Origin of the sequence: Aeromonas sp. s8 (genome assembly GCF_040907785.1) — a bacterium.
GTDB classification, from domain to species: Bacteria; Pseudomonadota; Gammaproteobacteria; order Enterobacterales; family Aeromonadaceae; genus Aeromonas; species Aeromonas veronii.
The window spans coordinates 12,831-36,752 of sequence record NZ_JBFOCL010000048.1; the positions used below are offsets into that span (position 1 = coordinate 12,831).

35 protein-coding genes and 2 other RNA genes are annotated in these 23,922 nt (G+C 57.9%); 2 read left to right on the forward strand and 35 right to left on the reverse strand.

What is annotated here, in order from left to right:
• Nucleotides 1-100 precede the first annotated feature (100 nt).
• A complete protein-coding gene (locus tag AB5Y86_RS17630) occupies nucleotides 101-832 on the forward strand; it encodes a type II toxin-antitoxin system death-on-curing family toxin (RefSeq protein WP_368193629.1) in 732 nt (243 codons plus the stop codon).
• A 63-nt stretch (nucleotides 833-895) separates the two neighbouring features.
• Here the strand turns inward: AB5Y86_RS17630 and AB5Y86_RS17635 are convergent, their stop codons facing one another.
• From AB5Y86_RS17635 to AB5Y86_RS17800, 34 genes are all read right to left on the reverse strand, one after another.
• On the reverse strand, nucleotides 896-1,645 hold the full coding sequence (locus AB5Y86_RS17635) for a hypothetical protein (RefSeq protein ID WP_368193637.1): 750 nt from the start codon (nucleotides 1,643-1,645) through the stop codon (nucleotides 896-898).
• Nucleotides 1,645-2,091 carry a hypothetical protein gene (locus tag AB5Y86_RS17640; RefSeq protein ID WP_236344545.1) on the reverse strand — a complete coding sequence of 149 codons (447 nt, stop codon included), beginning with the start codon at nucleotides 2,089-2,091 and terminating at the stop codon, nucleotides 1,645-1,647. Before AB5Y86_RS17640 ends, AB5Y86_RS17635 begins: the two co-directional genes overlap by 1 nt.
• Entirely contained in the window at nucleotides 2,088-2,501 is a 414-nt protein-coding gene (locus AB5Y86_RS17645) for a gp436 family protein (protein WP_016350132.1), read from the reverse strand. Before AB5Y86_RS17645 ends, AB5Y86_RS17640 begins: the two co-directional genes overlap by 4 nt.
• Nucleotide 2,502: 1 nt before the next feature.
• Nucleotides 2,503-2,964 (reverse strand): Rho termination factor N-terminal domain-containing protein, encoded by a 462-nt coding sequence (locus tag AB5Y86_RS17650; RefSeq protein WP_069528119.1) that lies wholly within the window; start codon nucleotides 2,962-2,964, stop codon nucleotides 2,503-2,505.
• A 103-nt stretch (nucleotides 2,965-3,067) separates the two neighbouring features.
• The gene (locus AB5Y86_RS17655) at nucleotides 3,068-3,976 is read right to left on the reverse strand and encodes a Mu-like prophage major head subunit gpT family protein (protein WP_227342528.1); all 909 of its coding nucleotides are present in this window, start codon (nucleotides 3,974-3,976) and stop codon (nucleotides 3,068-3,070) included.
• A 44-nt stretch (nucleotides 3,977-4,020) separates the two neighbouring features.
• Complete coding sequence (locus AB5Y86_RS17660) at nucleotides 4,021-5,169, reverse strand: phage protease (protein WP_224967815.1); 1,149 nt, start codon at nucleotides 5,167-5,169, stop codon at nucleotides 4,021-4,023.
• A 223-nt stretch (nucleotides 5,170-5,392) separates the two neighbouring features.
• Nucleotides 5,393-5,839 (reverse strand): phage virion morphogenesis protein, encoded by a 447-nt coding sequence (locus AB5Y86_RS17665; protein WP_224967817.1) that lies wholly within the window; start codon nucleotides 5,837-5,839, stop codon nucleotides 5,393-5,395.
• Entirely contained in the window at nucleotides 5,839-6,039 is a 201-nt protein-coding gene (locus AB5Y86_RS17670) for a hypothetical protein (RefSeq protein WP_076495061.1), read from the reverse strand. Before AB5Y86_RS17670 ends, AB5Y86_RS17665 begins: the two co-directional genes overlap by 1 nt.
• A 19-nt stretch (nucleotides 6,040-6,058) precedes the next feature.
• A complete protein-coding gene (locus AB5Y86_RS17675; RefSeq protein WP_224967819.1) occupies nucleotides 6,059-7,528 on the reverse strand; it encodes a phage minor head protein in 1,470 nt (489 codons plus the stop codon).
• Nucleotides 7,528-9,111, reverse strand: coding sequence for a DUF935 domain-containing protein (locus tag AB5Y86_RS17680; RefSeq protein WP_368193630.1), 1,584 nt, complete (start codon nucleotides 9,109-9,111; stop codon nucleotides 7,528-7,530). Before AB5Y86_RS17680 ends, AB5Y86_RS17675 begins: the two co-directional genes overlap by 1 nt.
• Entirely contained in the window at nucleotides 9,111-10,664 is a 1,554-nt protein-coding gene (locus AB5Y86_RS17685) for a terminase family protein (protein WP_224967822.1), read from the reverse strand. Before AB5Y86_RS17685 ends, AB5Y86_RS17680 begins: the two co-directional genes overlap by 1 nt.
• Complete coding sequence (locus AB5Y86_RS17690; RefSeq protein ID WP_224967824.1) at nucleotides 10,664-11,239, reverse strand: DUF3486 family protein; 576 nt, start codon at nucleotides 11,237-11,239, stop codon at nucleotides 10,664-10,666. Before AB5Y86_RS17690 ends, AB5Y86_RS17685 begins: the two co-directional genes overlap by 1 nt.
• A gap of 2 nt (nucleotides 11,240-11,241) precedes the next feature.
• The gene (locus AB5Y86_RS17695) at nucleotides 11,242-11,538 is read right to left on the reverse strand and encodes a hypothetical protein (RefSeq protein ID WP_058059547.1); all 297 of its coding nucleotides are present in this window, start codon (nucleotides 11,536-11,538) and stop codon (nucleotides 11,242-11,244) included.
• The gene (locus AB5Y86_RS17700; RefSeq protein ID WP_081042918.1) at nucleotides 11,535-11,837 is read right to left on the reverse strand and encodes a DUF2730 family protein; all 303 of its coding nucleotides are present in this window, start codon (nucleotides 11,835-11,837) and stop codon (nucleotides 11,535-11,537) included. Before AB5Y86_RS17700 ends, AB5Y86_RS17695 begins: the two co-directional genes overlap by 4 nt.
• Nucleotides 11,818-12,045, reverse strand: a complete 228-nt coding sequence (locus AB5Y86_RS17705) for a TraR/DksA C4-type zinc finger protein (RefSeq protein ID WP_076495051.1) — start codon at nucleotides 12,043-12,045, stop codon at nucleotides 11,818-11,820. Before AB5Y86_RS17705 ends, AB5Y86_RS17700 begins: the two co-directional genes overlap by 20 nt.
• A gap of 10 nt (nucleotides 12,046-12,055) precedes the next feature.
• Nucleotides 12,056-12,277, reverse strand: coding sequence for a hypothetical protein (locus tag AB5Y86_RS17710; RefSeq protein ID WP_058059549.1), 222 nt, complete (start codon nucleotides 12,275-12,277; stop codon nucleotides 12,056-12,058).
• On the reverse strand, nucleotides 12,270-12,572 hold the full coding sequence (locus tag AB5Y86_RS17715; RefSeq protein ID WP_224967826.1) for a hypothetical protein: 303 nt from the start codon (nucleotides 12,570-12,572) through the stop codon (nucleotides 12,270-12,272). Before AB5Y86_RS17715 ends, AB5Y86_RS17710 begins: the two co-directional genes overlap by 8 nt.
• Nucleotides 12,569-13,144 (reverse strand): glycoside hydrolase family 108 protein, encoded by a 576-nt coding sequence (locus AB5Y86_RS17720; protein WP_224967828.1) that lies wholly within the window; start codon nucleotides 13,142-13,144, stop codon nucleotides 12,569-12,571. The genes AB5Y86_RS17715 and AB5Y86_RS17720 overlap by 4 nt, the downstream gene beginning before the upstream one ends.
• A 696-nt stretch (nucleotides 13,145-13,840) precedes the next feature.
• Nucleotides 13,841-14,278 (reverse strand): Mor transcription activator family protein, encoded by a 438-nt coding sequence (locus tag AB5Y86_RS17725; protein ID WP_058059553.1) that lies wholly within the window; start codon nucleotides 14,276-14,278, stop codon nucleotides 13,841-13,843.
• Complete coding sequence (locus AB5Y86_RS17730; protein ID WP_224967832.1) at nucleotides 14,268-14,894, reverse strand: gp16 family protein; 627 nt, start codon at nucleotides 14,892-14,894, stop codon at nucleotides 14,268-14,270. The genes AB5Y86_RS17725 and AB5Y86_RS17730 overlap by 11 nt, the downstream gene beginning before the upstream one ends.
• Nucleotides 14,891-15,061: a hypothetical protein gene (locus AB5Y86_RS17735; RefSeq protein ID WP_162838756.1), complete on the reverse strand. Its 171-nt coding sequence runs from the start codon at nucleotides 15,059-15,061 to the stop codon at nucleotides 14,891-14,893. Before AB5Y86_RS17735 ends, AB5Y86_RS17730 begins: the two co-directional genes overlap by 4 nt.
• Nucleotides 15,048-15,284, reverse strand: a complete 237-nt coding sequence (locus AB5Y86_RS17740) for a hypothetical protein (RefSeq protein WP_224967834.1) — start codon at nucleotides 15,282-15,284, stop codon at nucleotides 15,048-15,050. Before AB5Y86_RS17740 ends, AB5Y86_RS17735 begins: the two co-directional genes overlap by 14 nt.
• A gap of 40 nt (nucleotides 15,285-15,324) precedes the next feature.
• Nucleotides 15,325-15,399, reverse strand: an RNA gene (locus tag AB5Y86_RS17745) — hammerhead ribozyme type II.
• The gene (locus AB5Y86_RS17750) at nucleotides 15,398-15,610 is read right to left on the reverse strand and encodes a hypothetical protein (protein ID WP_224967836.1); all 213 of its coding nucleotides are present in this window, start codon (nucleotides 15,608-15,610) and stop codon (nucleotides 15,398-15,400) included. The genes AB5Y86_RS17745 and AB5Y86_RS17750 overlap by 2 nt, the downstream gene beginning before the upstream one ends.
• 152 nt (nucleotides 15,611-15,762) lie before the next feature.
• Complete coding sequence (locus AB5Y86_RS17755) at nucleotides 15,763-16,449, reverse strand: DUF2786 domain-containing protein (protein WP_224967838.1); 687 nt, start codon at nucleotides 16,447-16,449, stop codon at nucleotides 15,763-15,765.
• 8 nt (nucleotides 16,450-16,457) lie between these two features.
• An RNA gene (locus AB5Y86_RS17760) (hammerhead ribozyme type II) lies at nucleotides 16,458-16,527 on the reverse strand.
• Between the two features lie 7 nt (nucleotides 16,528-16,534).
• Entirely contained in the window at nucleotides 16,535-16,729 is a 195-nt protein-coding gene (locus tag AB5Y86_RS17765) for a hypothetical protein (protein ID WP_182932662.1), read from the reverse strand.
• Between the two features lie 14 nt (nucleotides 16,730-16,743).
• Nucleotides 16,744-17,364 carry a DUF3164 family protein gene (locus tag AB5Y86_RS17770; protein ID WP_224967840.1) on the reverse strand — a complete coding sequence of 207 codons (621 nt, stop codon included), beginning with the start codon at nucleotides 17,362-17,364 and terminating at the stop codon, nucleotides 16,744-16,746.
• Between the two features lie 10 nt (nucleotides 17,365-17,374).
• Nucleotides 17,375-17,554, reverse strand: coding sequence for a hypothetical protein (locus AB5Y86_RS17775; RefSeq protein WP_076495035.1), 180 nt, complete (start codon nucleotides 17,552-17,554; stop codon nucleotides 17,375-17,377).
• 11 nt (nucleotides 17,555-17,565) lie between these two features.
• Entirely contained in the window at nucleotides 17,566-17,808 is a 243-nt protein-coding gene (locus AB5Y86_RS17780) for a hypothetical protein (protein WP_227094957.1), read from the reverse strand.
• A 64-nt stretch (nucleotides 17,809-17,872) separates the two neighbouring features.
• A complete protein-coding gene (locus tag AB5Y86_RS17785) occupies nucleotides 17,873-18,424 on the reverse strand; it encodes a hypothetical protein (protein WP_058059561.1) in 552 nt (183 codons plus the stop codon).
• The gene (locus tag AB5Y86_RS17790; protein WP_152985928.1) at nucleotides 18,408-19,040 is read right to left on the reverse strand and encodes a hypothetical protein; all 633 of its coding nucleotides are present in this window, start codon (nucleotides 19,038-19,040) and stop codon (nucleotides 18,408-18,410) included. Before AB5Y86_RS17790 ends, AB5Y86_RS17785 begins: the two co-directional genes overlap by 17 nt.
• Nucleotides 19,041-19,085: 45 nt before the next feature.
• Complete coding sequence (locus tag AB5Y86_RS17795; protein WP_058059563.1) at nucleotides 19,086-19,808, reverse strand: AAA family ATPase; 723 nt, start codon at nucleotides 19,806-19,808, stop codon at nucleotides 19,086-19,088.
• A gap of 42 nt (nucleotides 19,809-19,850) precedes the next feature.
• Nucleotides 19,851-22,064 carry a DNA-binding protein gene (locus AB5Y86_RS17800; RefSeq protein ID WP_368193634.1) on the reverse strand — a complete coding sequence of 738 codons (2,214 nt, stop codon included), beginning with the start codon at nucleotides 22,062-22,064 and terminating at the stop codon, nucleotides 19,851-19,853.
• Between the two features lie 432 nt (nucleotides 22,065-22,496).
• On the opposite strand from AB5Y86_RS17800, the gene AB5Y86_RS17805 reads away from it, so the two are divergent.
• Nucleotides 22,497-23,291, forward strand: a complete 795-nt coding sequence (locus tag AB5Y86_RS17805) for a helix-turn-helix transcriptional regulator (RefSeq protein WP_234781335.1) — start codon at nucleotides 22,497-22,499, stop codon at nucleotides 23,289-23,291.
• A gap of 248 nt (nucleotides 23,292-23,539) precedes the next feature.
• Here AB5Y86_RS17805 and AB5Y86_RS17810 read toward each other — a convergent pair.
• A partial coding sequence (locus AB5Y86_RS17810) for an HNH endonuclease (protein WP_368193636.1) occupies nucleotides 23,540-23,922 on the reverse strand: 383 nt, incomplete at its 5' end.

Genomic DNA, 23,922 nt, shown 5'->3' on the forward strand with positions numbered 1-23,922 from the left:
ACAGGGATTTATGGTGAATTACAGAGATATCTCACATGAATACCGTAGTCTTTCGATTAATCTACGAAGTTCGAGTCTACAGCTATAGGTCAAAACCAACATGGATGCATCCACAATTGTTTTCATTCACGAATATCTAACAGAGTTCTTCGCCGACAAAGATGATCCAATTAGCCCGCCGGGAGTGAAAAATTTGGGTACTATCGAGTCAGCTTCTGCACGACCTTTTTCAACAGTAGGTGGACAAGATGCCTATCCAACTGTCTTTTTGAAGGCCGCATCTCTATGTCATAGCATTGCGGGAAATCACTCCTTCCATAATGGGAATAAACGAGCCGCGCTACTTGCTACTTTGTACTTCCTTAGTGAATATGGTTATTTGCTTGATCGGTGCAACGACGATGAAATGTACGAGTTCATGCGAGCAATAGCCGCACACGAAATCTGCCAAGACCGAAATGATGAAGTGCCAATAATTGCCGAATGGCTTGAGCGACATTCTAGAAGGCAACAAAAGGGGGAAAAACCTCTTAAACTATCCGACCTTCGTGAATCTCTCGGGCGATTTGGTTATGAACTCAATGACTTGGGACATAAGCTAGATATCATCGATAACCAAGGAAACATTGTAGAAACCATCCTCAAGAAAGGGGCCCGTGGCTTTGAGGACTACGACCAACCATACATCGCAGGAATAAGAAAACGCCTTGGACTTACTGCCGAAGAAGGCGTTGATAGTGCACGTTTCTACGGCCAGAAAGGTATTTCTGATGACCTGAATCAATTCATGACGCTGCGCATTGAAGTGATGAAACGTCTGGCACAGATTTAACATCAAGCATCCATTTGGCGACACATAAAATGGCGGGATTCCCCGCCATTTTCTTTCCACACATCACACTGTCACTGGCCGATCCACATAGAAGGGGGCGGTCTCGCCATCCACGGCCAGCAGCTCCCCCTCCAGCTCGATCTCGATGGGCTTGTCGCTCATAAAGTCCACCGCCTTCTTGGGGGACAAGCTGGCACGGGGCACTGTCAGTTTGATGGCTTCGCCACTGACGATACTGCGGCCATCAAGTAGCAGTCGCGCCTTGATCTCCGGCTGGATGTTGCCCGCGATGCGGGTACCGGTCACCGCGTTATAGGTACCGCTGACCGTCAAGCTGCCGCCGTCCGCCACCGAGCCACCCTTGATCGCCCGTACCAGCCCGAGCGCATAGTTGACCTCGATATCGGTACCCACTACCAGCGCCGTGGCCCCTTCCTTGATGGCCAGACCGGTTGCGGCAATATTACTCTTGCCAAGCTGGGCCCACTTCGGATAGGCGGGCAAAACGACCTGCAGATCAGTCAGCGTCCCGGCCCCCTGATTGATGGGGCTCTCCAGCCCCATAAAGGCGGCGGCCAGCAGCACGGGCGGGATCTCGGTGGTCTTGATGGTGACCATGGCAGGCTTGGGAATGTGGTAGTTCTCCCGCGCCTGACCGTATTGCCCCTTGCGCTTACTGGGAATGGAGATCTTCTGGCTGTCGGGTTTCACTTCCAGGCTATCCACATCGATGGGGCCAATCACCCCGACCGAGACCCCGTTGGTAAAGGTCTCGATAAAGAGATCCCCTTCCAGGTGCAGTGTTTCGCTCATCATCGCTCTCCTTTGAATTTCACTCGGGTAGTAAAGGCAAGCGGCAAGTAAGCCGCACCGCCGCTGTAACTGGGTTTTACCGGTGGGGTTTCGCGGCGAAAGGTACTGTCACCACATGCTCGCCCACTGACGGCCTGCAGGATGCGGCCAAGCCACACCCCGGCACTGACCTCCTTGGGGCTGGCACGATGTACCAGCACCAGCAACCAGAGCTGATCAAAGCTGCTGGCCCGGCCTGACTGGGTGCCTTCGCTCTCACGTTCGCCCTGATAGACCACATGCACCGCCGGACTGTGCTGGCCCAGATTGGCGATGGCCGCCACATCGGTGGCCACAAACACCTCCTTGAGCCCCTTGGTTTTCAGGGGGGCGAGCAGCTCACGCAGCCGCTCGCCCGCCTGCAGGTAGTCGAGTTCGGTACCCGACTGGTTGGCTGGTTGGCTCATAGAAAGCCCCCCTTATCCCGCCCGAACACCCGCCCATCCGACTGCAGTTGAGCCAGATTCTGGCTCTCCAGGGTGGCGCCATCGGATGCCAACCCCAGCGCCAGCTCCCCCTTGCCAACCGATTTCAGAAAGGCCAGGGCCGCCTCATTACGCTTGGCTATCTGCTCCGGGGCCTGTTCACCATAGAGACGGTGACGGGCGATATCGGCGCAGATAGGTACCAGGGCACTCGGGATATGGGCCAGCGGCAAGGGATAGCGACCCGCCAGATAGCCATCGATCAAGGCGCCTGCATCCTGCAGGGCGATGGTGATGGCCGCCTGATCCAGCTCACCGGTCGGCGTCATGGCCAGGCGTAGCAACTCGGCCTCGCCAAAGCGGATCACCATGTCATTGACGCTGGCGTACATATCACTGCTCTCCGTTCTGGCCAGATGACTGCTCATCCTTGACCGGGTATTGCACTTCGGTCGCGGCGATCGCTGTCACCAGTTCGGCCTTCTTGAGCTTGGCCGCCTCCGGGATACCCATCTGCAGCGCCAGCTCGCGCAGCTCATCGACCTTCATCTCGGCCAGCGGCGTGACCTTGCCAGCCAAGGTGGCAACCCCTGCCAGATAGCCCGAACCGGTCAGGACGCCCAGTGTTGCGTCCAGATCCCCAGGCGCCGATGGTGCATCACCTGCCTGAAGGCTGGTGTCTTCAGCCAACCGGACGACCACCAGACGCGGGTCGTTCTCCAGGGTCGCGCACTGCTCAGGCGACACAACCATCTCAGACTTGCCCGGTACAATCGGCAGGCCCGCGCGAAAATAGACCTGACGAACTGTTGACGTAATCCCCACTCGAATAGCCAGTTCCATCTCTTGTTCCATCTCATGTTTTCCTCGTCGTATCTGATAGAGAGGCTGTTTAAACCGGGGGTTAAACAGTGCCTGGCAGCTGTTTAACCCCGCTTTAAACAGGCATAACGCAGGGTTAGAGGTAGTCAGCCACCACCAGCTCCAACTTGCCTTTCAGCTCGTTGCTGCTGCTGCTCGACAGCTCTCGCTCCAACATCTGGGTCGCCAGCTTCTCAAGGGAGGGGGGTACCACCAACATGGTGGCCTTCACCCCAAGCTTGCGGCCGCCATCAGCCTGAAACTCCCGCATCTTGGAGAAGGAATCCCACAGGTTGTCGGGGGTTAACGCCCGCTTGTTGGCAAAGGCCAGTTGCCAGAAGCCAAAGCCTGCGGCATCACGGCAATCGACCCCGTAGCGGAACTCCTTGCGGGTGAATACCGCTTCGTCATCGATCTTGGTCATGGCAATCAGCTGCGGTGACTTGCGATCCTGGAAGATGACCGGCTTGAGGGCACGGCTGGTATCGAGCAGGAACCAGGGCTCCCCCTGATAACCGGCATCCACCACCACGTTGGCAGTCATCACAGGGGTACCGGTGCCATCGGCCTTGGGATAGACCGGGTGATCGGTGTCGAAGAAATACTGGCCGTCATAGCAAGGCGTGGTGAAGCCAGCACCGAGCAGACCGAAACAGAGCTCATCGGGGTGAATGCCCGCCGAACGGCCCATCTCGGCAAACATCGGCGCGTAGATACCCAGCTCGTCATCTTCGATATCGTTGCGATCGACGCCGACGGTGGCCTCGAAGTCTTCGTTGACGATCTGGTAACCGTGCGCCTTCATCGACTCGATCACCCGATCACCGACCCACTTACGCAGATTGGGGAACTTGCCCAACCAGCCATAGGTGTTGGACTTGGTGGTCGATTTGATCACGGTGGCGATCTTGGTGTACTGGGCAGGCGCTTCACTCTTGGCGTCTTCAAAGTTCTTCTTGAAGCCGGTGAAGAGGGACTGCAACAGCGCGGGTGTAATCATGGCCATACGGGTGTTCCTTCTCTGGATAAATGGCGTGGTAGGGTCTGCGCTTAAGCCTGCTTGGCCTTGGCAAACTCCTCGTGGCTGATACCGAGCTGGTCGGCGGCATACTTGTCATCCGCCGAGAGCACCGCATCCCCCTTCTTCTCGGGCAGGGTCACCTGAGTGGTCTGGCTGGCGGACAGTGCGGCAATCGCCGGACGGGGATCCAGCAACGCCTTAAGGGCAGCTACCCCTTTCTGGGCGGCATAGGCGGTCAAATACTCTTCTTCGGCGGCCACCACCTTGCCCTGGGTACGGGCTTCCTTGATCAGGGTTGCGGCATCCGTGGTTTCCACCTTGGCGCTTAAACTCGCTACCTGGTCAACCAGGGCGTTATAGGTCGCCACCGGCACGAATTGCGCCAGGTCAACTTGGCCACCGGGCTGCGCTTTGAGCGCGGCCAGCGATGCCTTCTCAGCAGTGAGTGCCGCCTCCAGCTCCGGCGCTTTCTTGGCGCTGGCCTGCAGGCTATCGAGCTCGGTGAGCGCCTTCTGCAGTTGCTCATCAGTGGGATCGCCGGTCAGCTCGATGCCAAGCTTGGCCAACAGCTTTTTCAGCAGTTCATTCATGGATGTCTCCTTGGAGGGGTTGGCCAGCTGGCCAGGTTGGGAAGCGGGTAGCGCACTGAGCGCCGCCAGAGCCTGCATACCCACCACACCGGGATCATTGGTGATGGCGGCCATCCGCAGTTCCAGCGGGCGGCCCTGGGCGTCATAGGGAAAGACGGCAGAAAGGAATCGGTACTCTTTGGCAGCCACCATGGCAGCGGCACGATCCGTCCAGCGCGGTTTGATAAAGAGGCCCAGCCCCTCACGCCATTCGATCTCGTCACCGTTGAACCAACCGGCAGCCGGAGCCTCCTTGCCAGTCTTTTCGATATGGAGGGTCTGGTGGTCGTAGTCGATCAGGATGTCTTGCCCGAGCGCTTTGGCTCGATTGATCAGGGTGGTGGCGATGCTCTTGTCGAGCTGCCAGTGACCACCAGGAACATCAAAGGGGCGGCCATCGCGGGCCTTGAACGGGCCGACCGGCAGCAACTGGTACCAACCGTCGTCGCTCTGGCCAAGGGCTGCATCGAGCACGGCCAACCCCAGGGCGGTTGGTCTCGCATTCAAGATGGCCACGGCAATGGCGGAACTGGCGACAGATAGGGGCATCACTCTCACTCCGGCTGGTCACAGCAAACCTCATTGCGGCCAGTGTCATCGAACTGAGAATTGGGTGGGGTTTATGGTGGGTTACTGCATCACGGGATGGATCGGAGGGTAAGCTGGGGGGCGGCGATACTGTTTAATGGTGTTTAAACGCCATTTTCCTGACCTATTGAGAGGGTAGACATGCCATCGTAGCCGCAAGGGGGCACCAGAGGCGCCCAGAAGCTCACGGAGCCTCGATGACCAAATAACCCTCCAGCGTCTCCAGCACGCTCTGTTTATCCTCTTCTGACAGCCCCAGATAGGGTCGCTCTGGCAGGTGGGTCTCCTCACGGCCGAACTGGTGGGCAGCACCGTATACCATGGGCGTACCAAAGTAGAGGGTCTGGGGTTCGGCCTGATAGTTGAGGGTATCGCGCAGATCGTCGTTCAGACGCAGCACCTCATCGGCATGACGCGGCTTGCGGGCACGGTACTTCTCCGAGAGCGGGGCCCAGGGCTCCCCTTCCGGGCTCTCTTGGGCATCCCAGCGCTCCCGGTGCGACAGCTGCAGACCTTCGCCAATATCGGCCAGCGGCTCACTGAGATCACCGGTTTGCTGGTAGAGCTTGGCCAGCAGTTCGTGGGCATCGGCCACCCCATGGTGGCTGATGGCAATAAAGCTACCGGCCATCAGGCATCGTCCTCCATCCCTATCATGTAGGCGAATGCCTGTTCATCGGCATTGAGCAACGCTGCAGACCAGAGATCCCCCAGATACTCTGCCTCTTTGCCAGATGCCTTGGCACAAAGTGATGCCAGCGTTTTGACATCATCCAGCGTTAGCAGATCACCCGACTCAAACAAGGCGTTTGCTTGCTCCAATAGCTTCATTGTTCACTCCTTGCCATCGTCATTTGGATTTGGTGGTAGCCTGGGCGGCCTTTGTCAGCATGGCTTCGACTTGTGCAGCCAGCTCTGGGTAGTGCTCCATCAACTGCTCTCTGGCCAGAACCCACGCGGCAAATGCTTCTGCAGCCTTTTCACGGCGACTCTTGGCGCCATATTCAGTCAGCAATCCCAGCCTACTAAGATCCGGCTCTCCTGCCCAAAAGTGAACTTGATGGCCAAGCTCATGCAACCAGGTAGAGATGCGCTGGGCAGCGGGCCCCAGGGTGTCACCAACATTAGACGATATACTCCAGTGTAAGCGGAACGAGTCCCCACTGCTACCGCGTGGCTGCCAGGTTCGTGGGCCTTGGTTAGCCTTGGCATCCGAGATAACTTGAGCTGCCGCCACCTGTACGGACTGCATATCCACACCACCCAGCTTGTCGCTGGCTGCTACTTTAATCACCACATGGTCGGCCTGCGCAAAGGTAAAGCCGTTAGTCTTGGTTGCTCCACGCAAGGTATACCAAGCCCTGACACTGTTAGGATCCATCCCCAGATATTCACCTATCGCGGGTGCTACCTTCAGGCTGGCCGCCCCCTTCCCCATCTCGCTCTGCTTGATAAACAGCGTTTTGACCGGATGCGCCTTGAGGAACGCCGCCAAGGGTTCGCGCTGGGGGGCTGGCAACTGGGTCAGCAGATCACTCAAACCTTGGGCGGTGACACCTTTGACGCTGGAGAAGGCGCTCTCCACTATCCGCTCTGGCAGGCGCTCGGCCAACGCAGGCTTGGCCGCTTCGCGCTTGGTCACCACCTTGGTCAGGTCGGCCGGGGTCTGGGGCCGATAATCAAAGCCGGGGTCGATACCTCTGGGGATCTTGTGCAACTCCCCAGTGGCCTTGTCCACCCACTCATATTCGCCATCGTCCGGGGCCTTGCCGACCACCAAGCCGCGCCGCTTGAGGTCTGCCTCGGAGAGCAGGAACTTCTTGCACTTGCAGCCATAGCCATTGCTGGGGCTGTGCGTCTCCCACCAGGGGTGATCAACCGGCAGCACCAGGTTGTTCCACTTGAGGTGCAACTCCCTGGGGTGCTCGGAGTCCCCATGACGATAGAGCGCATAGGGGCGTTTGTGCTTGATGCGCTGGATCTGTTCCTCACGCCCGGCGTTATAGCTCTGGCGCAGGTTGGTCTCGAAGATGACGCGGGAGCGCCACGATGCCGGGCCGGTATGCTCCCAACCGTGGCGGGCCACAATCTCCTTGAACGCCTTCTGAAAGGCCCCAATGGATTGCCCTTCACTGATCGCCTTGTCTACCGCCCCGCGCAGGTCAGCCAGCAGATCGGTCTTGGTGGCCCCCGCCACCATAAAGGCGCGGTTATGGGCATCGCGCCACACATCGACCCAGCGTTCGCTTGGCATATCGAGCTTCTGGCGAAAGAAGGCGATCGCCTCGGCAAAGGGCAAGGAACCATAGCGAACGGGCATCAGCGCCCCTCCTCCATCTCAAGCATCCCGAGCAGCTCGCTGGCGGCGATGGCTTGCGCCATCAGCGCCCCCAGTTCGTCATGGCTGAGCTCAGGTTCCAGTGCCAACAAGCCATCCCGGATCTCTTCCAGGGTAGTGGCCTGCATCACCAGCGCCTGGACAGCATCGGTCATCCCCGCCAGCAGAGGGGCCGCCTCGGCCTGCAGCCGGGCCAACTGGGCATCGTTGTTATCTCCCCGCGCTGCTTTATTTGCGGCCAGTGCCGCCAGTCCCTGACGGGTCAGCCGAGCCTTGAGCTCAGCCTCCACTGTTCCCCCCCGATTATCCTGAATGACCAATACCTCTTCCTGAGCGGTGGGCACCGGGATCTGCAACTTGTCATAGACCCACTGGGTCGGGATCTTCATGCCAATAGAGACCAGAGTGCGCAGCGGCCCAGCCAGCTGCTGCATATCCTCTGGCTCGGTCACATCAAACTCCAACCGGGGACAGCGGCGCGGGCCCTGGTAGCTCTTGCCGTTCAGGGCATAGAGCGGATAAACCAGATCGCGGGTCAGGGTGGCGGCCAGCTGGCGGAGATCAGCATCCCGTACCTCCTGGCGCACCTCGTTATGAACATTACCCAGGGCATTGGTCGAACTCTTACCATCAGCCTGTGAGGTCAAGGTGCCCCCCAGAATGGCCTTGCTCATGGAGCGCTCGCACCACTCCATCATCACCACGAAGGGATCGGCCTGACCACTGGCAGCGTTCTGGAACTCAATCTCCATCCCGCGCGGGATAATGCCCCCGGCGTTATGACCGATGGAGAGCACCGCCTGCAGCAGGGTGGCCTTCTCTTTTTCGGTCGCCCCTTCCGGGTATTTCCCCAGCCGCACCGGCAGGCCGTAGATCTCCAGAAACTCGGCAAGATCCCGCACACTGTAGTTCTTGAAAAGGAACGGCCAGACCAGGGTGCGAACAAGGCCGGTGCGGGCCAGATACCCCGATTTGGACTTGGCCTTGTGCAGCAACCAGCCAAACGGGTTGAGGGCAACCCCTTCCTGGCTGCCGTCTCGCAAGCGCAGCTGATTGCGATCGTCCGGGTGGGTCTGGAACCAGGCAGGGTCGCGCCAGATGATACCCTTGGGGATTTGCAGCCCCTCGACCATCTCCCAGCCGCTGAACTCCTGGGCACTGAACCCCTTGAGGATCCCGTCGGTGGCGTCAAAGATGGCATCATCCAACCAGGTGAAGTCCTCCAGCAGCTCCCGGATAAGCTCGGCATCACGCTTCTCGGCCGGGGTGGCGTTGCGGGGTGGCTCGATTGTCCAGCTCACCCCAAGCAGGGCACGGCGGCGTTTGCCGAGCTCGCTCTGCAGGTGGGCATCCTTCTCCTCCATGTCTTCGGCCAGCTCGCACTGGGCGATCAGGCCACCCTCCTCGGCCTCTTTCAGCGCCGCAGCCGCTTTGCCTGGGGTCAGCCCGATGGTCGGATGATCGCTGTAGTGACGGCGCAGCTGGGCCAACTTGGCATCGTTCTCGGTCTGCGGCTCTTTTTCCAGGCTCATGGCTTTGCCATGGATATCAATGATCCTGCCCATTACCAGGCTCCTCGCTCATATCGGTGATAGTCATCGTTGTTGTCGCTGCCATGGTCATCACGTTTACCTGGTAGTGGGGTGAACTCGATGGCGCCCCCCTCCATCCAGCTGGCCCGCACCGCCATGGCCAAGGCCACCGCAAAGTCACCGTGGCGCTGTTGGCCCCCTTGGCCGGTGTTCTTGCCCTTGTCGATCTTGGGGATGCCGTTGATGACCTGGATTTTCCCCAAGTCATCCTGCACGTCTGCATGGCGCGGGATTGTCAGGTTGCCATCCTCAAACTCTGCCTTGAGCTTGGGCATCCACTCCCGATACCAGGGGTCATTGAGCATCACGCACTCGATCATGCTGGCGCCCCAGCGCAGTCTGGCAGCCTCTGCCAGATAGCCGCCGTTACCGGTGGCATCGAAGGCCGCCGCCGTGAAACGGTGCAACCCCTGCAGCAGGTAGAACAGGATCTGGCGCTGACTCTCATAGGGGGCATTGACCAGCTCCACCACAAAGGGCACCTGTTTGCGCAAGTTGGTGGAGATAGAGAGCGGCACGAACACCGACAAGTCCCCCTTGCGGGCGAAGTCCTCTCCAAACGCATGACGACAACTGTGATCAAGCGCTTCCAGACAGGGCTTGAGGTTCTCCTCGCACCAGATATCCACCACCGCCTTGCGGGCTTCCTCGCTCGAGAGCTCGAAGTCTTTGGGGGCGGTAAAGCGCAGGATGGGGATATCCGGTTGCATCGCACGCTCAATCAGGGTGCGCTTGATATAGACGCCACTGCTCTGCTTGGGTACGCAGAAATACTCCTCAAGGGCATCCTCTTCGGTGGCGGTGGCCTTGAGCAGCCCCGCCTTCCAGGCGTCCTCAGCTTCCTGTGTCCAAAGGCCACCCTTGACCTGGCAGATCCGGCGATAGAGTCCCTGGCGGCAGGCATCGTCCAGGCTGATGGTATGGATGGAATACTCTTTGCGGCCCGCTCGGCTGTCGTTTATAAGCTGGTTAAACAGGTTATCAACGCCGTTATGGGTACTGATCAAGCGCACCTTGGCGCCCCACATAGTCAGCGCCATGGCGGCCTTCAACACCTCGGCCAGTCGGTCGTGGAATGCGGCCTCGTCGATGGTCACATTGCCCTGCATCCCCCGCAGGTTGGAGGGGTTGCTGGAGAGCGCCTGCACCTTGAAGCCAGAGGCGAAATAGACCACGAAGGTGAGGATCGCCTTATCCTCGTCGTCGGTGAACACCTCCTCCTGGATCTCACCTGCCGCCTTGTTGTACGCCTTGGCCCACATCGCCACCGCATCGATAAACTCGCGGGCCATCTCCTTGTTGCTGCCCACATAGAAGTGGTGGCAACCGCCAGCCGTCTTGGTCTTGGATGCCGTCAGAGCCGCGTCAGCCGCCTCCGCCCAGGTGATACCGGTACGGCGGCTCTTCTCGGCAATCTTGAGCGGGCTCTCGTCGGCAATCCAGATCCGCTGGTACGGCAGCAACACCTCGTCGGGGTTGTATTCGGTACCCAGGGTCTGGGCCAACTGCTGGGCGATCGTGCTCATCAGGCAATCCCCAATATTTCACGGCGAATGGCGGCGGCAGCCTCACCACTCAAGCCCGCCTGGGTCACGATGGCTTCGGTCTTGGCGGCAATCTCTTCGGCAAATGCCAGGCGGATCTCTTTCTCCCGCTTATGGCTCTGCATGGCGGTCGATTCGAGCCGCTGAGCCGCCAGCATGGCATTTTTCAGCATGTCGATATCCACCGCCTCCTCCGGGTTCTGCACCTGAGCCAGCATCGCCTTGAACAGCTGGGAGCGGCCCAGCTCCAGAATGAGCTTGGTGGTCTCCCCCATCGGCTTGTCGCCAAGCTGGGAGGTCAAGGCGGCCGTGGTTTCGCGCAAATCCCGCAGGTGCTGGCCGACCTGTTCAACCTGGCTGGCATGACGGCTTAACCCGGAGCGGGAGAGCTTGAGATCATCGGGCAGCCCCGCCTCCTCGATCAGGCCGTTGATTTCATCCAGGATGGCGGCCTGACTGTTGCCCTTGTCCCGCAGCATCTCGTTGAGCGCGTTGCGGATGGACTCAGGCAGCAGCCACACCTTGCTGGCGCGGCCTCGGGTCGGTTTCTCGGCCATGCTTAATCCTCCGCTCGGGGCTTCTTGACGCCGGGCACCGTTGCCCGGCCCTCTGCCGCGTCCTGGCCCCGACCGGTCAAGTGAGCCACCTGCACCGTGGCCAGTCGCTCGATGCGCACCAGCCCCTGCTCTTCCAGCCAGGCCAGCAGGGTCTTCACCCGATCCCGCGTCACCCGGCCGGTACCCAGCTGGTCGAGGCAGTCATTGAGGATTGACTCGTTGGCGGCACCACCGATATCCAGCAGGGAGCGCAGGATCACCAGCCGCTGCTGGGCGTCCAATATCGCTTGAATACTCATGCCTTCTCCTTGAGTTCATTTTCCAACAGCAGATCGGCAAGGCGACGGGCTTGGCGCAGCTCCGGCTTCACCTCCCGCAACTCCCCCCGCAACTCGCTGATCTCCAACTGCAGCTTGTGCAGCTCACGCTCGCTCGGCAGGTCAGCCAGTACCTGCTCCACCCGCTGGACTCTCTGCACCAGGGCAGTGAGGTCTTCGCGCTTGGCGTAGGTTTTGGAGAGCAAGATGATGACCACCAGACCCACCAGGCTGGCCAACGCATAGAGCGGGCCCCAGTTCTTAACGATGAATTCCCACACGGGTCGCCTCCTTGCGCTCATACAGGGTCTGGCACTCGATACAGCGCTCGGCACCAGGCTCGGCTGCAAGGCGGGAGGGCGGGATGGCTTCGTCACAATCGCAGCAGATACCATCGCCGTGTGGCCTTGCCCTGTTCTGGTGGGCTTCGATAATGCGCCCAGTCCGATCGGCATCGGCCTGCTGGGCGCGGTCTATGAGGTTTGTCACATGACCTCTCTTACTTGACGGTATGAGTCGCCTTGATGCGGCCCCAGATGGCGAGCAGGCCACCCACCGCACTGGCCAGATCCACCAGGGTGGATGCCAAGCTGGCTTGGGTACCCGCATCGACCGGCACACCGAACAGGCCCGCAATACCGGCCCCCACGGCAATCACACCACCGATCACGGTGCGGCTTTTGAAGGCAGACTTCGCTTGAGGTAACAGGGAATCAGGCATGATGGACTTCCTTTTGTTGAGGTTGGGAATGACGGGCACGGGCCCGCAGGCGATCCAGTTCGGTCACCGAACGCCACCCTTTCTCGAACAGGGATTGACGGGTCTGGTGGTGGCTATAGAGCGGGATCGCCTTCGGGTCAGCGATCTGATTGGCCAAAGCGGCCTTGAGATGGGCTTTGCGCCCATCCTTGAAGCAAGCGAGGTAACGGGGGTTCTTGAGCTCAGGAATGCCAAAGTAGCCCGCAGCCTGGATCGCGGCCGCCGCGTTCTGTTGCTTGATGGTCAGCACGCTCATGCCACCACCTCGCCAACCACGTCAGAAAGGAGGTAGCTCTGCAGACGCAGCAGCCGGTTGATCCAGCCATCAGCATTGGCCCACTGGCTCGGGTCTTTGCGCACAATGCCGTGCATGAAGCTGGCCCGCTGCATCATCAGCGCCAGCAGGAACTGGCCCTCTCCCTTGGCGCCCAGTTGCTGCTTGAGCCTGCCAATCGATACCGGGCCAAGGCGACCATCTGCCATCACCCCCAAGACCTGCTGCAGCTGTTGGATGGCGCGTTTCGGCCCGTGATGCACCGCTGCATCAAACACGGCGATAGAGAGGGCCGGGCTTAAGCTCGCAATCAGGTCACAGCGGGCGGGCATCCAGTAGTTCTGGCGGTAAAAGGGCTCGGTATGGGCAGGAGTCAGATCACCGATAGCGATATCGGGCACCCCATCCCGATCGAGGTCGGCCATGCCGTCCTTCTTGCCATCGGCGGCATCGGCAATGCCGTACTTGGTATGACCACCACGGTCGGCGGGATGGTTGACTTCGCCCCCTTCCACATCAGGACGAAGCAGCCATTTAAGTGCGAGTGATAACATAAAGGCCCCTCGGTGAACTGCGTTATCAGCAGCGTACCGAGGGGCCTTTATGGCATGGGTTTATGGTGGGTTACATGAATGCAGCTATCTTAAAACCACCCTTTCAATCTGTGAGGTTCTCACGTTGTACCAACATTGATAGTACATTTCTTTCCAGGCACCAAATCCATTTTGGGCCTTCAACGCCGAGCCGTAGTACACGACAACGTTAGGCGGAATCCCCCACATGTAGTCAAATTCAAAAAGCGGTTTGCCAAACAGGCTGTCCGTCCATTCGTAATCGTACCGAGCCCTGCTTTCAATACTATGTTTGCAAGGAATCAGAGCATCAGACCTGGCCTTGTCAGCAAAGCACTTTACATCCTCACTGCCACAACCAGACACGGGGGATGATGTGCTGACTGGGGCATCCATAACCGGCTCGGGTTCAGACGCTCTAGCTGAGTATTCATCCTTCATGGCTTGAATGGCGTTGCTATGATCGACCTGCTCTTTGTCACATGGCCAATAGTCCACCCATTCCCCATCGCATTTATACTTTACGGCACCAACCGACGCGCCTGCCCACAGCACCCCAGCGACCAACCACATACACCTTGTCACACGCACCTCCTTGTTGGAAATTCAGGCTAAAACATCAGAGCCAAAAGAGAAACCCCGCCGCAGCGGGGTTTCTCTTTAATGTGAATCGCATCTCTATTGATAGCCAAACAGGTCAGGTTGATGGCGGCGGCGGGTCAGTTCGCGCTGTTCGGCCACCACCGCATAGGTCTGTGGCACTGAGAGGCCATGCTTACGGGCCAGCACATCGATATTCCGCCCATTGAACTCGTCCCAGATAGCCCGGTCACGTAACGCGGCCTTGAGATGATCCCCAGTGGGGATGTAGTAGGCACGGCCCCCCATGTAATGGGCCTGTACCAGCGCCAACTTGCGGGCCTGAGCCTTGGCCAGCTCCGGCTCCATTCCCCCTCTGACCAACTCGCAGGCCAGCACATCGACCAACTCGGCCAGGGCTTTGGGCCATTTGGCCGTCAGTTCGGTGGTCGGGATCTGATCCAGGCGATCGACAAGCTGCCCCAGCGACTCATGATCATCGGCGAACAAGTCCAGATTCTCAGCGTTAGCGTCCATCATTCATCTCCTCAAACGCCGCCACAACGGCCTGATAACCGGCCACTCGCCCGGACTTCCCATTGGTGGGTACGGTTTTCTTGGCCGCGACAAGCCGGGCGACCAGCTCCCGCTTGTGCCAGTTTTTCAGCGACTCAAGCACCTGGTAAGCCAACCCATCTGTGAGCCAGGCCACCTCTGCCACGCCGATGCCGTTGTTAAGCCGTACCGTTTGCCGCTCAACATAGTGATTCAAGGCCGTCTCACTGCCATCGCGCAGCAGGCCATGGCGGTGCATGGTGATCCATACTGCCCGGATCACGTTTATCTCGGCGGTTTTGGCATGGGCCCCACGGGCCGGGCTTAAACGCTTGTGCCCTCCCGCTTTAACCGCCCCTTTAACAGGGCGTTTAACCGTCGGTTTAAACCCTGCCCCCTTCATGGCCAGCAGCACCTTGTCCAGCTCCGGGATCGTCAACTCGGCCGCCGAACGCTTGCCACTCTGCTGCTCCAGCAACGCCCGATAGGTCTCCTCATCTAGCCCCAGGGTGCGCCTGCCAACCTGAACCAGACGGATCAGGCGGGTACGATCACCACTCTGCGCAGCATTTGGCTGATTGTTAGCTAAGGTGTTCAATTCCCCCTCCCCGTCTTTTTCATCCAGATTTGCCCGGCCGCCATCACGTCAGGCCCACTACGCCACTGAGGGCAATGGCTATCGAGCCACTGCTCTGCCTGCTGCTGGCTCAGGTTGCCAAACTTCATCACGTAGGCCAGCAGTCGTTGCCAGTTAGACATGGCCATGGCTGGCCTCCAGCGCCACCGCTCTGGCTTGCTGCAGTTCAGCCACCAGTTGCCAGCGCATCTGGCTTGCTTCCCCCGCCAGGGCAAATAGCCCTTGGGCGCGGGCCTCTCGAATAAACTGTTTGAGCTGTTTGCACACAGCCCGTTTTTCAGCTGCAGCCAGTGCAATGGCTGCGGTGCTGAATATCTTGGTAAGCCGAATATCCATCTCTGTTTTAGTCATCGCCGTGCTCCTTTATCGAGGCGGTGAAGACCTGGGCCCAGGTCGGCTGCTCATCAGTGCCCGGCCACCACGCCGGGCAGACCATCCCGAGCAGTCGCTCGGGATGGTTTCGCTTAGTGAGATAACTGTTTGCGGGCTTTGTTAATGATGGAGGTCAGCATGGCCAACCGGGATTTCTGGCCGGTAGCCGTGCCGTACTGGTTGATAAAGTCAGCGGCCAGCTGCGCATCGTTCAGGGCCTGCGGCGGGTTGCTCATCAGTTGGCATTCCAGGGAGCTTTTGGCATCGGCCACGCTGGTATTGAGCAGCGCTTTCACATTTTCCATATGTCACCTCGGTTACTGAGCCACAAGGATGGCCAGCGCGAACACGCCAGCCAGCAGATTAAGACCTATCCAAAAAGAGGCTATTCGCCGCCGCTCCCATCGCTTAAGCAGAGCATCCAGCTCATGGCTCAACATCTGATTGCGGCCTGATTTCATATGGCCTCCAGCTTGGCCAGCTCTTGCCCCTTCACTCCAGCATTGAGCTCCACCTGTTTGCCGCTCACATAGCCATCGTAGCGAGCCCCCTCATCGCGTCTGGTCGCCTTGCTCTCTCTGATCTTGCCCTTTACCAAATGGGGGAAGTGCTTGGCCTTGTACTGGGCAACCAGCTCGTTTTCATGCTCACTCGGTACCAATGCCACCACCTTGCCGTACACCCCTTGGCACCATCCCTCGCAAAACAGGTCAGCTCTGGCCGTCTTGGTGGTGCTCTTCATGCGCTTGTTCAGCGTGGCCAGAAACTCACGGCGGGATGCCAGCAACTGGCGAGCCAGCACGCTATAGACGTAGCCCGCGATTTCCGCCCGTTCGGCTGGCCCAATAAAAACAACCTGCATCTGGCGGCGTGGAAAGCCTGTCCATTGAAAGATCGCTTCAACCCCAAACGCCTCGGCGATAATGGTGAGCAGGCCATGGCTCCAACCCGGTTGCTTCTTACTGCTGTTGGCCGCCTTGGCGCTGGCGGTATCGATGCCGCTCAAGGCCACGTCTTCGCTGGAGAGCTGATGCTCCGCCATCAACGCCTGGATCTTCTTCATCGCATTGGCTGACTCATGGGGGTTGCCCCGTTCGACCATGGCCAGCAGCTTCTTGATCTTCTCTAAAATTCGACTTTTCATCTGCTTATCCCTAGCTGCTCATCAGTACCCGATCACCACATCGGGCAGACAGGGCGGCAATGCCGCCCCGTTTCGCATCGGGCCATTACTCGAACTGCAGTGGCTTCGCCCCTTGATACTCCTCGACATTGAGGGGGGCAGGCCCCAGCCCTAGCGCCCAGAGCAGGGCGGCCTTGATGCCATCCTCATAGGTGTCGTCGGGGTAGCAGGTGCCCTCGGTTTCAGTGATCTGCTCACAGAGCTGCAGTTGCTCCTCGGCCATATCCACGTTGATTTCCATCGCGTCTCCCTCCCTTACAACTTGGCCAGATCCAGGCTCATCTGGATGTAACGCCCCTGGGCGTCACGCTCATAGAGCCGCAGATATTGGCTGGTACCGGTCACCTGAATGGCATCGGCGATCGCCTGCATGGCCTGCTCCCAGTCGGCGTCTTCGATGTTGAGCTGACGCAAGGAGAGCACCTGGTTAACGTCGATATGACCGGCTTTGGAAACCCGAAAAGCGTGGTCAACCAGGGCCCGCAGTTTAGGACTGGCCCCATCGCTCCAGCGGGCGATGCACTGGTCAATCAGCACCTTGGCAGCCTGGATCCGTTCATCAAATTTGCGGTGCTCCCCCACCGCCCGGATCAGCTTGTAACGGCCGTCGAAACTGAGCAGGGTCACGTTGCCCTTAGTACCGCCCCACGCCACGCCGTACTGCTCGGATGACAGGTCAACAAAGTCGTTGATCTGCTGCATGGCGCCAATCTTGAAGGCGGCCAGCTGCGAACGCTGCTCGCGGGCTGCCGCAATGATGCCCATCACTACTTCATCGCGCAGCTTGTCAGCCGGAGTGATCAGGTTTTCCGGTACCCAGTGCCCTTGGGCGTTCTGGCGCATCGGGGTGGTACTGCCGGTTTGTGCTTCTTGCATAGGGTTCTCCTTAATGGATCTTGTTGCTGCCGGGCATCTGATAGCACACGGCGGCAGCCTGCTGTTTCGCTGGGCCGAGTACCTGCTCTTCCAGGTGAGTCGCACGGCAAAATTCGAGGAACTTGGGTAATTGACGCAGCACGACCTTGGCCAGTGCTTCGTCTTCGATATCGAGCTCTATCTTGGCCATCTCCATTCTCCTTATTGGCGCCAGTGCAGCAGGCAGCCGCCAAAGCGCACCAGGGCGACCTCCCGAACCACGCCAGCCAGGCATTCGCGGCTTAATACGGCGCGGGCCTTCATCGCTTGTGGCAAAGGGCCAGTGACGGCCAGCAGCGGGGTGTAGCGCACCTGGCTGGTGCGGACTTCACATCCTCTGGCCTTCAACCAGTGGCTGAGCTGTTCGGCAGTCTTGTGCAAATTACTGCGCAGATTCTTTTTCATCCCGTTCTCCTTGTGATTCATCACCGGGCCCACTGCTTATTCCGAGCCCAACCCCCGCCAACCGTTATTTGCCTTCTTGCTTGTCGAGCAGTCGGTTGTATTTGATACCCATGATTTTCAGCTCTTCCGCCAGCAGCTCACTCAGGATGCGCAGCGACGAACTGGCATTGTCGCCATCGCTCTTGGCCTGACGGCGTAACCTGGAGAGGGTAGCCTCGGCGTCATAGCGAGCCGTTTTCTGTGACCCTTTGCCCTGCTCAACCGATAACCGCATCGGGCGGCGCAGTTGCTGCTCCTCCGTCAGCTGGCTATGGGGGCAGCCTGAGCGGCAAGCCTTCCAGAGCTTGATATCCATCGGGCTGCTGCCCACATCACTGGGGCCACGGCGCTGATGGGCAAGGCACTGATGAACAGGGATCGCGCCAAGAATGGGGCAAATCACCTTTTGACCCATCAGGTTGCCCTCAACCAACATCTGCACCCGCTCCAAGTCACCGGGGTATTTCTCGTTACACACCTGGCTGATAAGGGTGCGCGACAAGCCGAGCTTTTCAGCCACCACCGCCAGTGAAGTGGCGGCGACCTCTGCCTTTAACACCTCAAGCCACGTTTCCATGTTCACCCTCCTCAACCAGGAACGGATAAAGCCGTTGCTGGTTCTGATCCCAACAGCCGTTATCTCTTCTGATTGGAGCAAATCGCCCTGTATCTCGAATTAGCTGGTAAATATTTGCCAACCCATATTTGTCTTGTACTGACATCTTGGGATTAACATGAACGGCCAGCCTCACATATCCAGCGCGTACCAATTCATTGGTGTAATGCCATGCGGTATTACGATTGGTATTCGCGGTAATCATCAAATCAGCCAAGGTAAAACGGCGGCTAATCTTCATGGTGTTCCATATCTTTTGCTGAACCGTTTTCTTGCGATTTCTGCGCTTTTTATAAGTGCGCTTACGCTCATTCCCTTTTGAGTCAGCCTGTCTGACGCCACTCCCAAGGCGGGGTGATACAGACGTGTCCGCCACTTGATAGATCCGTTCACGTTTCTTCGCTATCGGGGTAATGAGTTTTAAAAATCCGTTATCAACCCAAGCACTGACAGTCCGATAAATCTGCTGCTTATTGATCCCGACACCATCGATAACTTCCTTTATTGAAAATTGGGGTTGCTCACACATCCACAACCACGCAATTTCCGTCTTGGATTTACCACTCATATCAACCACTGGTATCCCTCCCGTGCTTTGTTGTTATTGGGGTATATCTGGCAGCTAACGGCTGCGGCGCACGTCATGCAGCAGTTCGCTGGCGTCTACATCCTCCAGGCGGATGATGCGAGCGTCAGAGGCCATGGCCATCTTCTCGATCTTGTCGAGGGCTGAGACGATGGTACGAACCACCCCGTTGGAACGTTTGCGGATGAGATCCAGCAAGGCATCGTCAATTTCCACGTCCACCTCCAGCATTTCGCTGGCAATCAGGGACACGTCATCGAGATCAGCCGGTTTGAATTCGATCCACTGGGAGATGCGGTTAAACAGCTGCTTGCGTTGGCTGATGCGGCGGGCAATCTCTTCCATCCCGACCAGGATCAGCGGTTGTTCGGTGGCATCGTAGATATCGCGCAGGGTCTCCATGATGCGGGCATTGCCAACCACGTAATCGGCCTCGTCCACGAAGATGGCCAGCTCTTCGGCCCGCACGGCTTCGACAATGCTATCGACCTGGGCCCGCAGGTTATGGCGCTGGGGGATGCCAATCTCTTTGGCAATCTGCTCCAGCAGGCTGGTCACCGTATCGGCCTTGTAGCAGCGAACATAGATGCCGTTTACTTCGTCCTGGTTGAACAGCCACTCCACGGCTGTGGTCTTGCCAAAGCCGGAGGGGCCATGGATCAAGCCAATGCCCGGCACGATGCTGGAGCGGTTAAGCAAGTTGTCGAGCAGTTGCTCGGTCTTGATCATGTTTTTGACTTCAACGATCTTGTGTTTCATAGTGTTTATGTCCTTTATCTATGGTTTAAACAGGGCTGCACGTTATCCATTTGCCTGGTTCTGACGTGTGGCCCTAACTTCATCCAGATGGCGATTGATCCGTTTTGCCATCAGCTTGTGGCTGTAGAGATACTTGGTCAGCCACTCCTTCTCCCGCTCGGTCAGCGGTGAATCCAATTCTTTTTCGGCCAAATGGATGGCCTGTTCGTATTCGGTTTTAAGCGCCCGAGACTCCTGCCCTGCCGTCGCTTCTAGTCGCTTGGCTTTCTCCTCGCGTCTTGCTTCGATGGCAGCCAGTTCTGCCGCGCTGAACCCGACCGGTTCAGTGGGTGCCGCAACCCCTGTTAGGGCGGCCAACGCCGGGTTGTCGAGGTTCAGATCCGAGCGCTTGAACTGGGCCACATCCTTGGCCTGCTCAACAAAGTGAGTGACCACATCCTGATGCAACTGGTCGATGCCAAATGTCTTGGCCACATTGCGCATCTCGCGGCGGAAGCGGGCCAGCACCTTGGCATCCTCACGCTTGGCGGCACGGAATGCGTCTGGACTGATGCCATTGCCGAGCAGTTCGGTATTGATTGCCTCCACTCGCTCTCCCCAATCTCCGGTGCGGTACAAGGTGGCCCGGCCCACATCGTTCGGATCGAGAAACACGCTGACCCGCTGGCCCTTCCAGGTATGCTCCAACAGCTCCGGGGCGCTGTATTTGAGGCCACCGGCCTTGATAAAGCCCTTGGAGACGGTCGCCTCACCGATATGGTTGAGCAGCAGATCCAACGCAGACTCATCGGTAATGGCGCGTCGCTGATAACGGGCGCTCTGGTACTTCTCGTTTGGGGTCATCCCCAGTGAGCTGTGCTTTTTGTTGTGGTAGCGGGCATCCAGCCAGTTATCGAGCAGGGTCTGCAGCTCTTGGGCAGTCATCGCCAACTCATAAATTTCTTTTTCCGCATCCGGTTTGCGCTTTTCTTCCAACCGCTGGGCAAAGCTCTTGCGGGCTTCAATCACCTGCCTGTCAGCCACGCAGTGGCCTATATAGGAGGGCAACAACTCGATCAGACCGTGGCTCAGGGTGCGGAAAAATCGCTCGATAAAGGGCTTTTCCCAACCCGAATAGGCATTGGAGCGGCTGACATTGATATCCAGCAGGGTGCAGATCGACATGACCCGCTGACTCACGTAGTCAGAGCCGTTATCGGTACGCATCACACCGTTGTCGTTGAGGGTGCCCCAGGCCAACAAGGTCTTGCGCAGCAACAGGCAGATCCCCTCACTGGATGAGCTCTTGGCCACCAGCAGACGAACGCGACGGGTATACACGTCGATCACCGCGATAATGCTGTGACGGCCATCCACCAACATGGCATCGACCGGAGTGCTGTCGAACTCCCACACATCGTTCGGCTGACCCATCCAGGGATACATTTCCTCGATGGCTGTGCGGTATTTGTTGTTGTAGGCATCCGGGTTGGTGGCATAGGTAAAGGCCACTTTGTTTTCAGCCAACCACTTGACCATCCAGCGGCGCAGGGATGACTGGCTGGGGATATGCCATCCCAGCTTGTTCATCTCGTTGTACTCGGTGGCAAGCTCATGCAGAGCGCCCCACTTGTTGGCCAGGTGTGGCTTGGCCGTCACCAATGCGGTGAGGAACTGGGCCAACTCAGGGCTTTGCTCAACGGTTGAGGGCCGTTCACGCTGATAATTGCCAGCCAGTGCAGCTGGGCCTTCATTAGCCAGCGAGCTTTGCCAACGGCGCAGCGTGATCAGGCTGAACGGTTTTTGCCGCTCATAGACGCTGGCTGGCAACTGCAGGCTGCGGGTACGGTATGCCTCGATAAAGATCCGGCGACCAACCTCCCCTTGCTGGCAGGCGTGATAGGGCGCCAGAAAGATATCGGCGGCCTGCAAAATCAGCAGTCTGGCATCTACTTTTTTGCGTGGGGCTTCGCTCAGGGTCAGCAGTTTGCGGCCAGCATCAGGCTTGACCGGGCGCTCCCGCTCCAATAGCTTGGCCATCGCCTTGCCGCCAGCACTGTGATCGGTCACGGCCTGACCTTGCTCAGCCACAGCCTGCTCAGCCAGATAACGGCGGGTTTCTGCTGGCAGTGAACTGATGTGGAACTCGCTGCCTTTACCTACTTCCCTTGGTCTGGATTTCCAATTCTCTTTGCTAGCCCGGATCCGAATTGCGCGATCTGTTGCAGGCAGACCAGGCAAACCGGCCAGTTTAATCGAAGTAAACCACTCACTCATGGTCATGCTCCTCACCTGACTCGGCCCCTTGCTGGTAACCAATGAACTCATACAGCTCTTTCATGATCCTGTCGGCAAGGGATCCATCCCGTGGTAACCGGTTAGTGTCAGGCGCGTACATTTGAACATACAGCTGGACTGTTCGTGGGTTGTAATCACGAGACAGGGCCCATGCACGACAGCTTGAGCCTTTGGCTACAAGGTGTGCATGTATGTGTTTCGCGCTTCGTATTTCCATCGGTTCATTCCGTGTTAATATCCGTTGGTTATTCGCATTGCGTACACTTTACATTTATACGCACTGCGAACATTCGTGATTATTGATCCGTTTCGTACGCACGTCAATCACTAGAAATGATAAATGTACGCTTCCGACACTCACAAATGTACGCATAATGAGATGCGCTTTTAACTGCTTGATTTAAAAGGGATATGATGGAATCGGAAAACGAGAACCAGATCGGAAATGCAGATCCGTTTCTTAGGAGTGGGATCGGATCCTTCCCTGAGCGTTTAACTGAGGTCATTGGTACCCAAAGCGTGCGCTCATTCGCAGAAGAGATCGGACTCTCAGAGGGCGCTGTCCGCACCTTTTTAAAAGGCCGCATTCCCAGAGCTGATGACGCTCTCGCCATCGCGCGGGCAAAAGGCGTGGATTTGGTTTGGTTGCTGTCAGGTAGCTCAGCCGATGAGCCAGCATCAGCAAATCCATCGACTCACACGCTCAACGAAGAATATAAAAAAGACAACAATATCAAGGTGATATCAGAGCCTTCTATTTGTTACAAATGGGAGGAGTTTGATGAAGAGTATGTGCTGATCGACGGCTACCACATCTCGGTGAGTGCCGGGCATGGCGCGTTTAATGATGACCATAGTGTTAAACGCAGGCTGGCGTTCCGCCGTAAGTGGCTCAAATACCGCCAGTTGAACCCAGATAACCTGGTAGTGGTGTTTGCCAAGGGGGACAGCATGGAGCCAACCATCCATTCTGGCGACTCTATCCTGGTGGATATAAGCCGCAACCAGATCCAGGATGGCGGCCTGTTCGTGCTTCGTCTGGGGGATGAACTCTATGCCAAGCGGCTGCAGAAGCGGGTTGATGGCGGGGTGAACATCATCAGCGACAATAAAACCGGATACGACACCCTGGCGGTTATGCCGAACGAGCTGGACTCGTTGAGCATCATTGGCAAGGTGGTTTGGCTCGGGCATGATTTTTTTTAACTGCGACTATCTGAAATTGTGATGTGGCCTCGCCAAGCTATTTGGCCGCTGCATTTAAACACCCGGTTAAACCACCAGTTCAAGGGTAAATCTCGTTTATCATTTCCGGCGCATTAAACACCATATTCATGCGCCGTCTTTCATTTTGGCGCCGCGCGCGCCTGGCACCTTCGGATCGCCTTCTAAGCCTTGTCAGCCTTGAGTTTGTCCCACGAATTCCCACTTACTTTCGGCTGCTCCCGGTTTTTTCATTCTCTGTGGTCGGTTACACGTTTGCTCCGATTACAGTTGGCGTGTGCCAGTACGAAGTTGTGACCCAAATCGATTGGATAACGACGCCAGGGGATGAAATGGTCTACCTCACCACTCCCGTGTATCGCCTTGTTACAGTAAAAACAGGTTCCCCCCTGCAAGTCCCTCAATACCTCTCCTACTCGCCCCAGCGCCTGACGGCTTGAACCAAATAGAAAATTCTCCAACCCCACACTGGGGCCAATCAGTGGCTGATTACCCTTGATGTCGCAGATAAGCTGTAACCAATGCTGTCGGGAGAGGGAGACCACCAGATCGTAAAAGCGGTGGAGACAGTAGAGAATGCCGGGGTTAAGGCAGATATGATCCGCGCCCCTTT

What these genes read in the sequence shown, in the direction of transcription:
- AB5Y86_RS17710 (WP_058059549.1), bottom strand. Translation starts at nt 12,277, where the DNA reads ATGCCTGATTCCCTGTTACCTCAAGCGAAGTCTGCCTTCAAAAGCCGC.
- AB5Y86_RS17665 (WP_224967817.1), bottom strand. Translation starts at nt 5,839, where the DNA reads ATGGCCGGTAGCTTTATTGCCATCAGCCACCATGGGGTGGCCGATGCC.
- AB5Y86_RS17645 (WP_016350132.1), bottom strand. Translation starts at nt 2,501, where the DNA reads ATGTACGCCAGCGTCAATGACATGGTGATCCGCTTTGGCGAGGCCGAG.
- AB5Y86_RS17755 (WP_224967838.1), bottom strand. Translation starts at nt 16,449, where the DNA reads ATGAAAAGTCGAATTTTAGAGAAGATCAAGAAGCTGCTGGCCATGGTC.
- AB5Y86_RS17780 (WP_227094957.1), bottom strand. Translation starts at nt 17,808, where the DNA reads ATGAAAAAGAATCTGCGCAGTAATTTGCACAAGACTGCCGAACAGCTC.
- AB5Y86_RS17685 (WP_224967822.1), bottom strand. Translation starts at nt 10,664, where the DNA reads ATGAGCACGATCGCCCAGCAGTTGGCCCAGACCCTGGGTACCGAATAC.
- AB5Y86_RS17630 (WP_368193629.1), top strand. Translation starts at nt 101, where the DNA reads ATGGATGCATCCACAATTGTTTTCATTCACGAATATCTAACAGAGTTC.
- AB5Y86_RS17785 (WP_058059561.1), bottom strand. Translation starts at nt 18,424, where the DNA reads ATGGAAACGTGGCTTGAGGTGTTAAAGGCAGAGGTCGCCGCCACTTCA.
- AB5Y86_RS17655 (WP_227342528.1), bottom strand. Translation starts at nt 3,976, where the DNA reads ATGGCCATGATTACACCCGCGCTGTTGCAGTCCCTCTTCACCGGCTTC.
- AB5Y86_RS17715 (WP_224967826.1), bottom strand. Translation starts at nt 12,572, where the DNA reads ATGAGCGTGCTGACCATCAAGCAACAGAACGCGGCGGCCGCGATCCAG.
- AB5Y86_RS17765 (WP_182932662.1), bottom strand. Translation starts at nt 16,729, where the DNA reads ATGGAAATCAACGTGGATATGGCCGAGGAGCAACTGCAGCTCTGTGAG.
- AB5Y86_RS17725 (WP_058059553.1), bottom strand. Translation starts at nt 14,278, where the DNA reads ATGGACGCTAACGCTGAGAATCTGGACTTGTTCGCCGATGATCATGAG.
- AB5Y86_RS17720 (WP_224967828.1), bottom strand. Translation starts at nt 13,144, where the DNA reads ATGTTATCACTCGCACTTAAATGGCTGCTTCGTCCTGATGTGGAAGGG.
- AB5Y86_RS17770 (WP_224967840.1), bottom strand. Translation starts at nt 17,364, where the DNA reads ATGCAAGAAGCACAAACCGGCAGTACCACCCCGATGCGCCAGAACGCC.
- AB5Y86_RS17805 (WP_234781335.1), top strand. Translation starts at nt 22,497, where the DNA reads ATGATGGAATCGGAAAACGAGAACCAGATCGGAAATGCAGATCCGTTT.
- AB5Y86_RS17640 (WP_236344545.1), bottom strand. Translation starts at nt 2,091, where the DNA reads ATGAGCCAACCAGCCAACCAGTCGGGTACCGAACTCGACTACCTGCAG.
- AB5Y86_RS17795 (WP_058059563.1), bottom strand. Translation starts at nt 19,808, where the DNA reads ATGAAACACAAGATCGTTGAAGTCAAAAACATGATCAAGACCGAGCAA.
- AB5Y86_RS17800 (WP_368193634.1), bottom strand. Translation starts at nt 22,064, where the DNA reads ATGAGTGAGTGGTTTACTTCGATTAAACTGGCCGGTTTGCCTGGTCTG.
- AB5Y86_RS17675 (WP_224967819.1), bottom strand. Translation starts at nt 7,528, where the DNA reads ATGCCCGTTCGCTATGGTTCCTTGCCCTTTGCCGAGGCGATCGCCTTC.
- AB5Y86_RS17740 (WP_224967834.1), bottom strand. Translation starts at nt 15,284, where the DNA reads ATGACTAAAACAGAGATGGATATTCGGCTTACCAAGATATTCAGCACC.
- AB5Y86_RS17680 (WP_368193630.1), bottom strand. Translation starts at nt 9,111, where the DNA reads ATGGGCAGGATCATTGATATCCATGGCAAAGCCATGAGCCTGGAAAAA.
- AB5Y86_RS17635 (WP_368193637.1), bottom strand. Translation starts at nt 1,645, where the DNA reads ATGAGCGAAACACTGCACCTGGAAGGGGATCTCTTTATCGAGACCTTT.
- AB5Y86_RS17695 (WP_058059547.1), bottom strand. Translation starts at nt 11,538, where the DNA reads ATGAGTATTCAAGCGATATTGGACGCCCAGCAGCGGCTGGTGATCCTG.
- AB5Y86_RS17660 (WP_224967815.1), bottom strand. Translation starts at nt 5,169, where the DNA reads ATGCCCCTATCTGTCGCCAGTTCCGCCATTGCCGTGGCCATCTTGAAT.
- AB5Y86_RS17750 (WP_224967836.1), bottom strand. Translation starts at nt 15,610, where the DNA reads ATGGAAAATGTGAAAGCGCTGCTCAATACCAGCGTGGCCGATGCCAAA.
- AB5Y86_RS17650 (WP_069528119.1), bottom strand. Translation starts at nt 2,964, where the DNA reads ATGGAACAAGAGATGGAACTGGCTATTCGAGTGGGGATTACGTCAACA.
- AB5Y86_RS17775 (WP_076495035.1), bottom strand. Translation starts at nt 17,554, where the DNA reads ATGGCCAAGATAGAGCTCGATATCGAAGACGAAGCACTGGCCAAGGTC.
- AB5Y86_RS17670 (WP_076495061.1), bottom strand. Translation starts at nt 6,039, where the DNA reads ATGAAGCTATTGGAGCAAGCAAACGCCTTGTTTGAGTCGGGTGATCTG.
- AB5Y86_RS17690 (WP_224967824.1), bottom strand. Translation starts at nt 11,239, where the DNA reads ATGGCCGAGAAACCGACCCGAGGCCGCGCCAGCAAGGTGTGGCTGCTG.
- AB5Y86_RS17735 (WP_162838756.1), bottom strand. Translation starts at nt 15,061, where the DNA reads ATGGCCATGTCTAACTGGCAACGACTGCTGGCCTACGTGATGAAGTTT.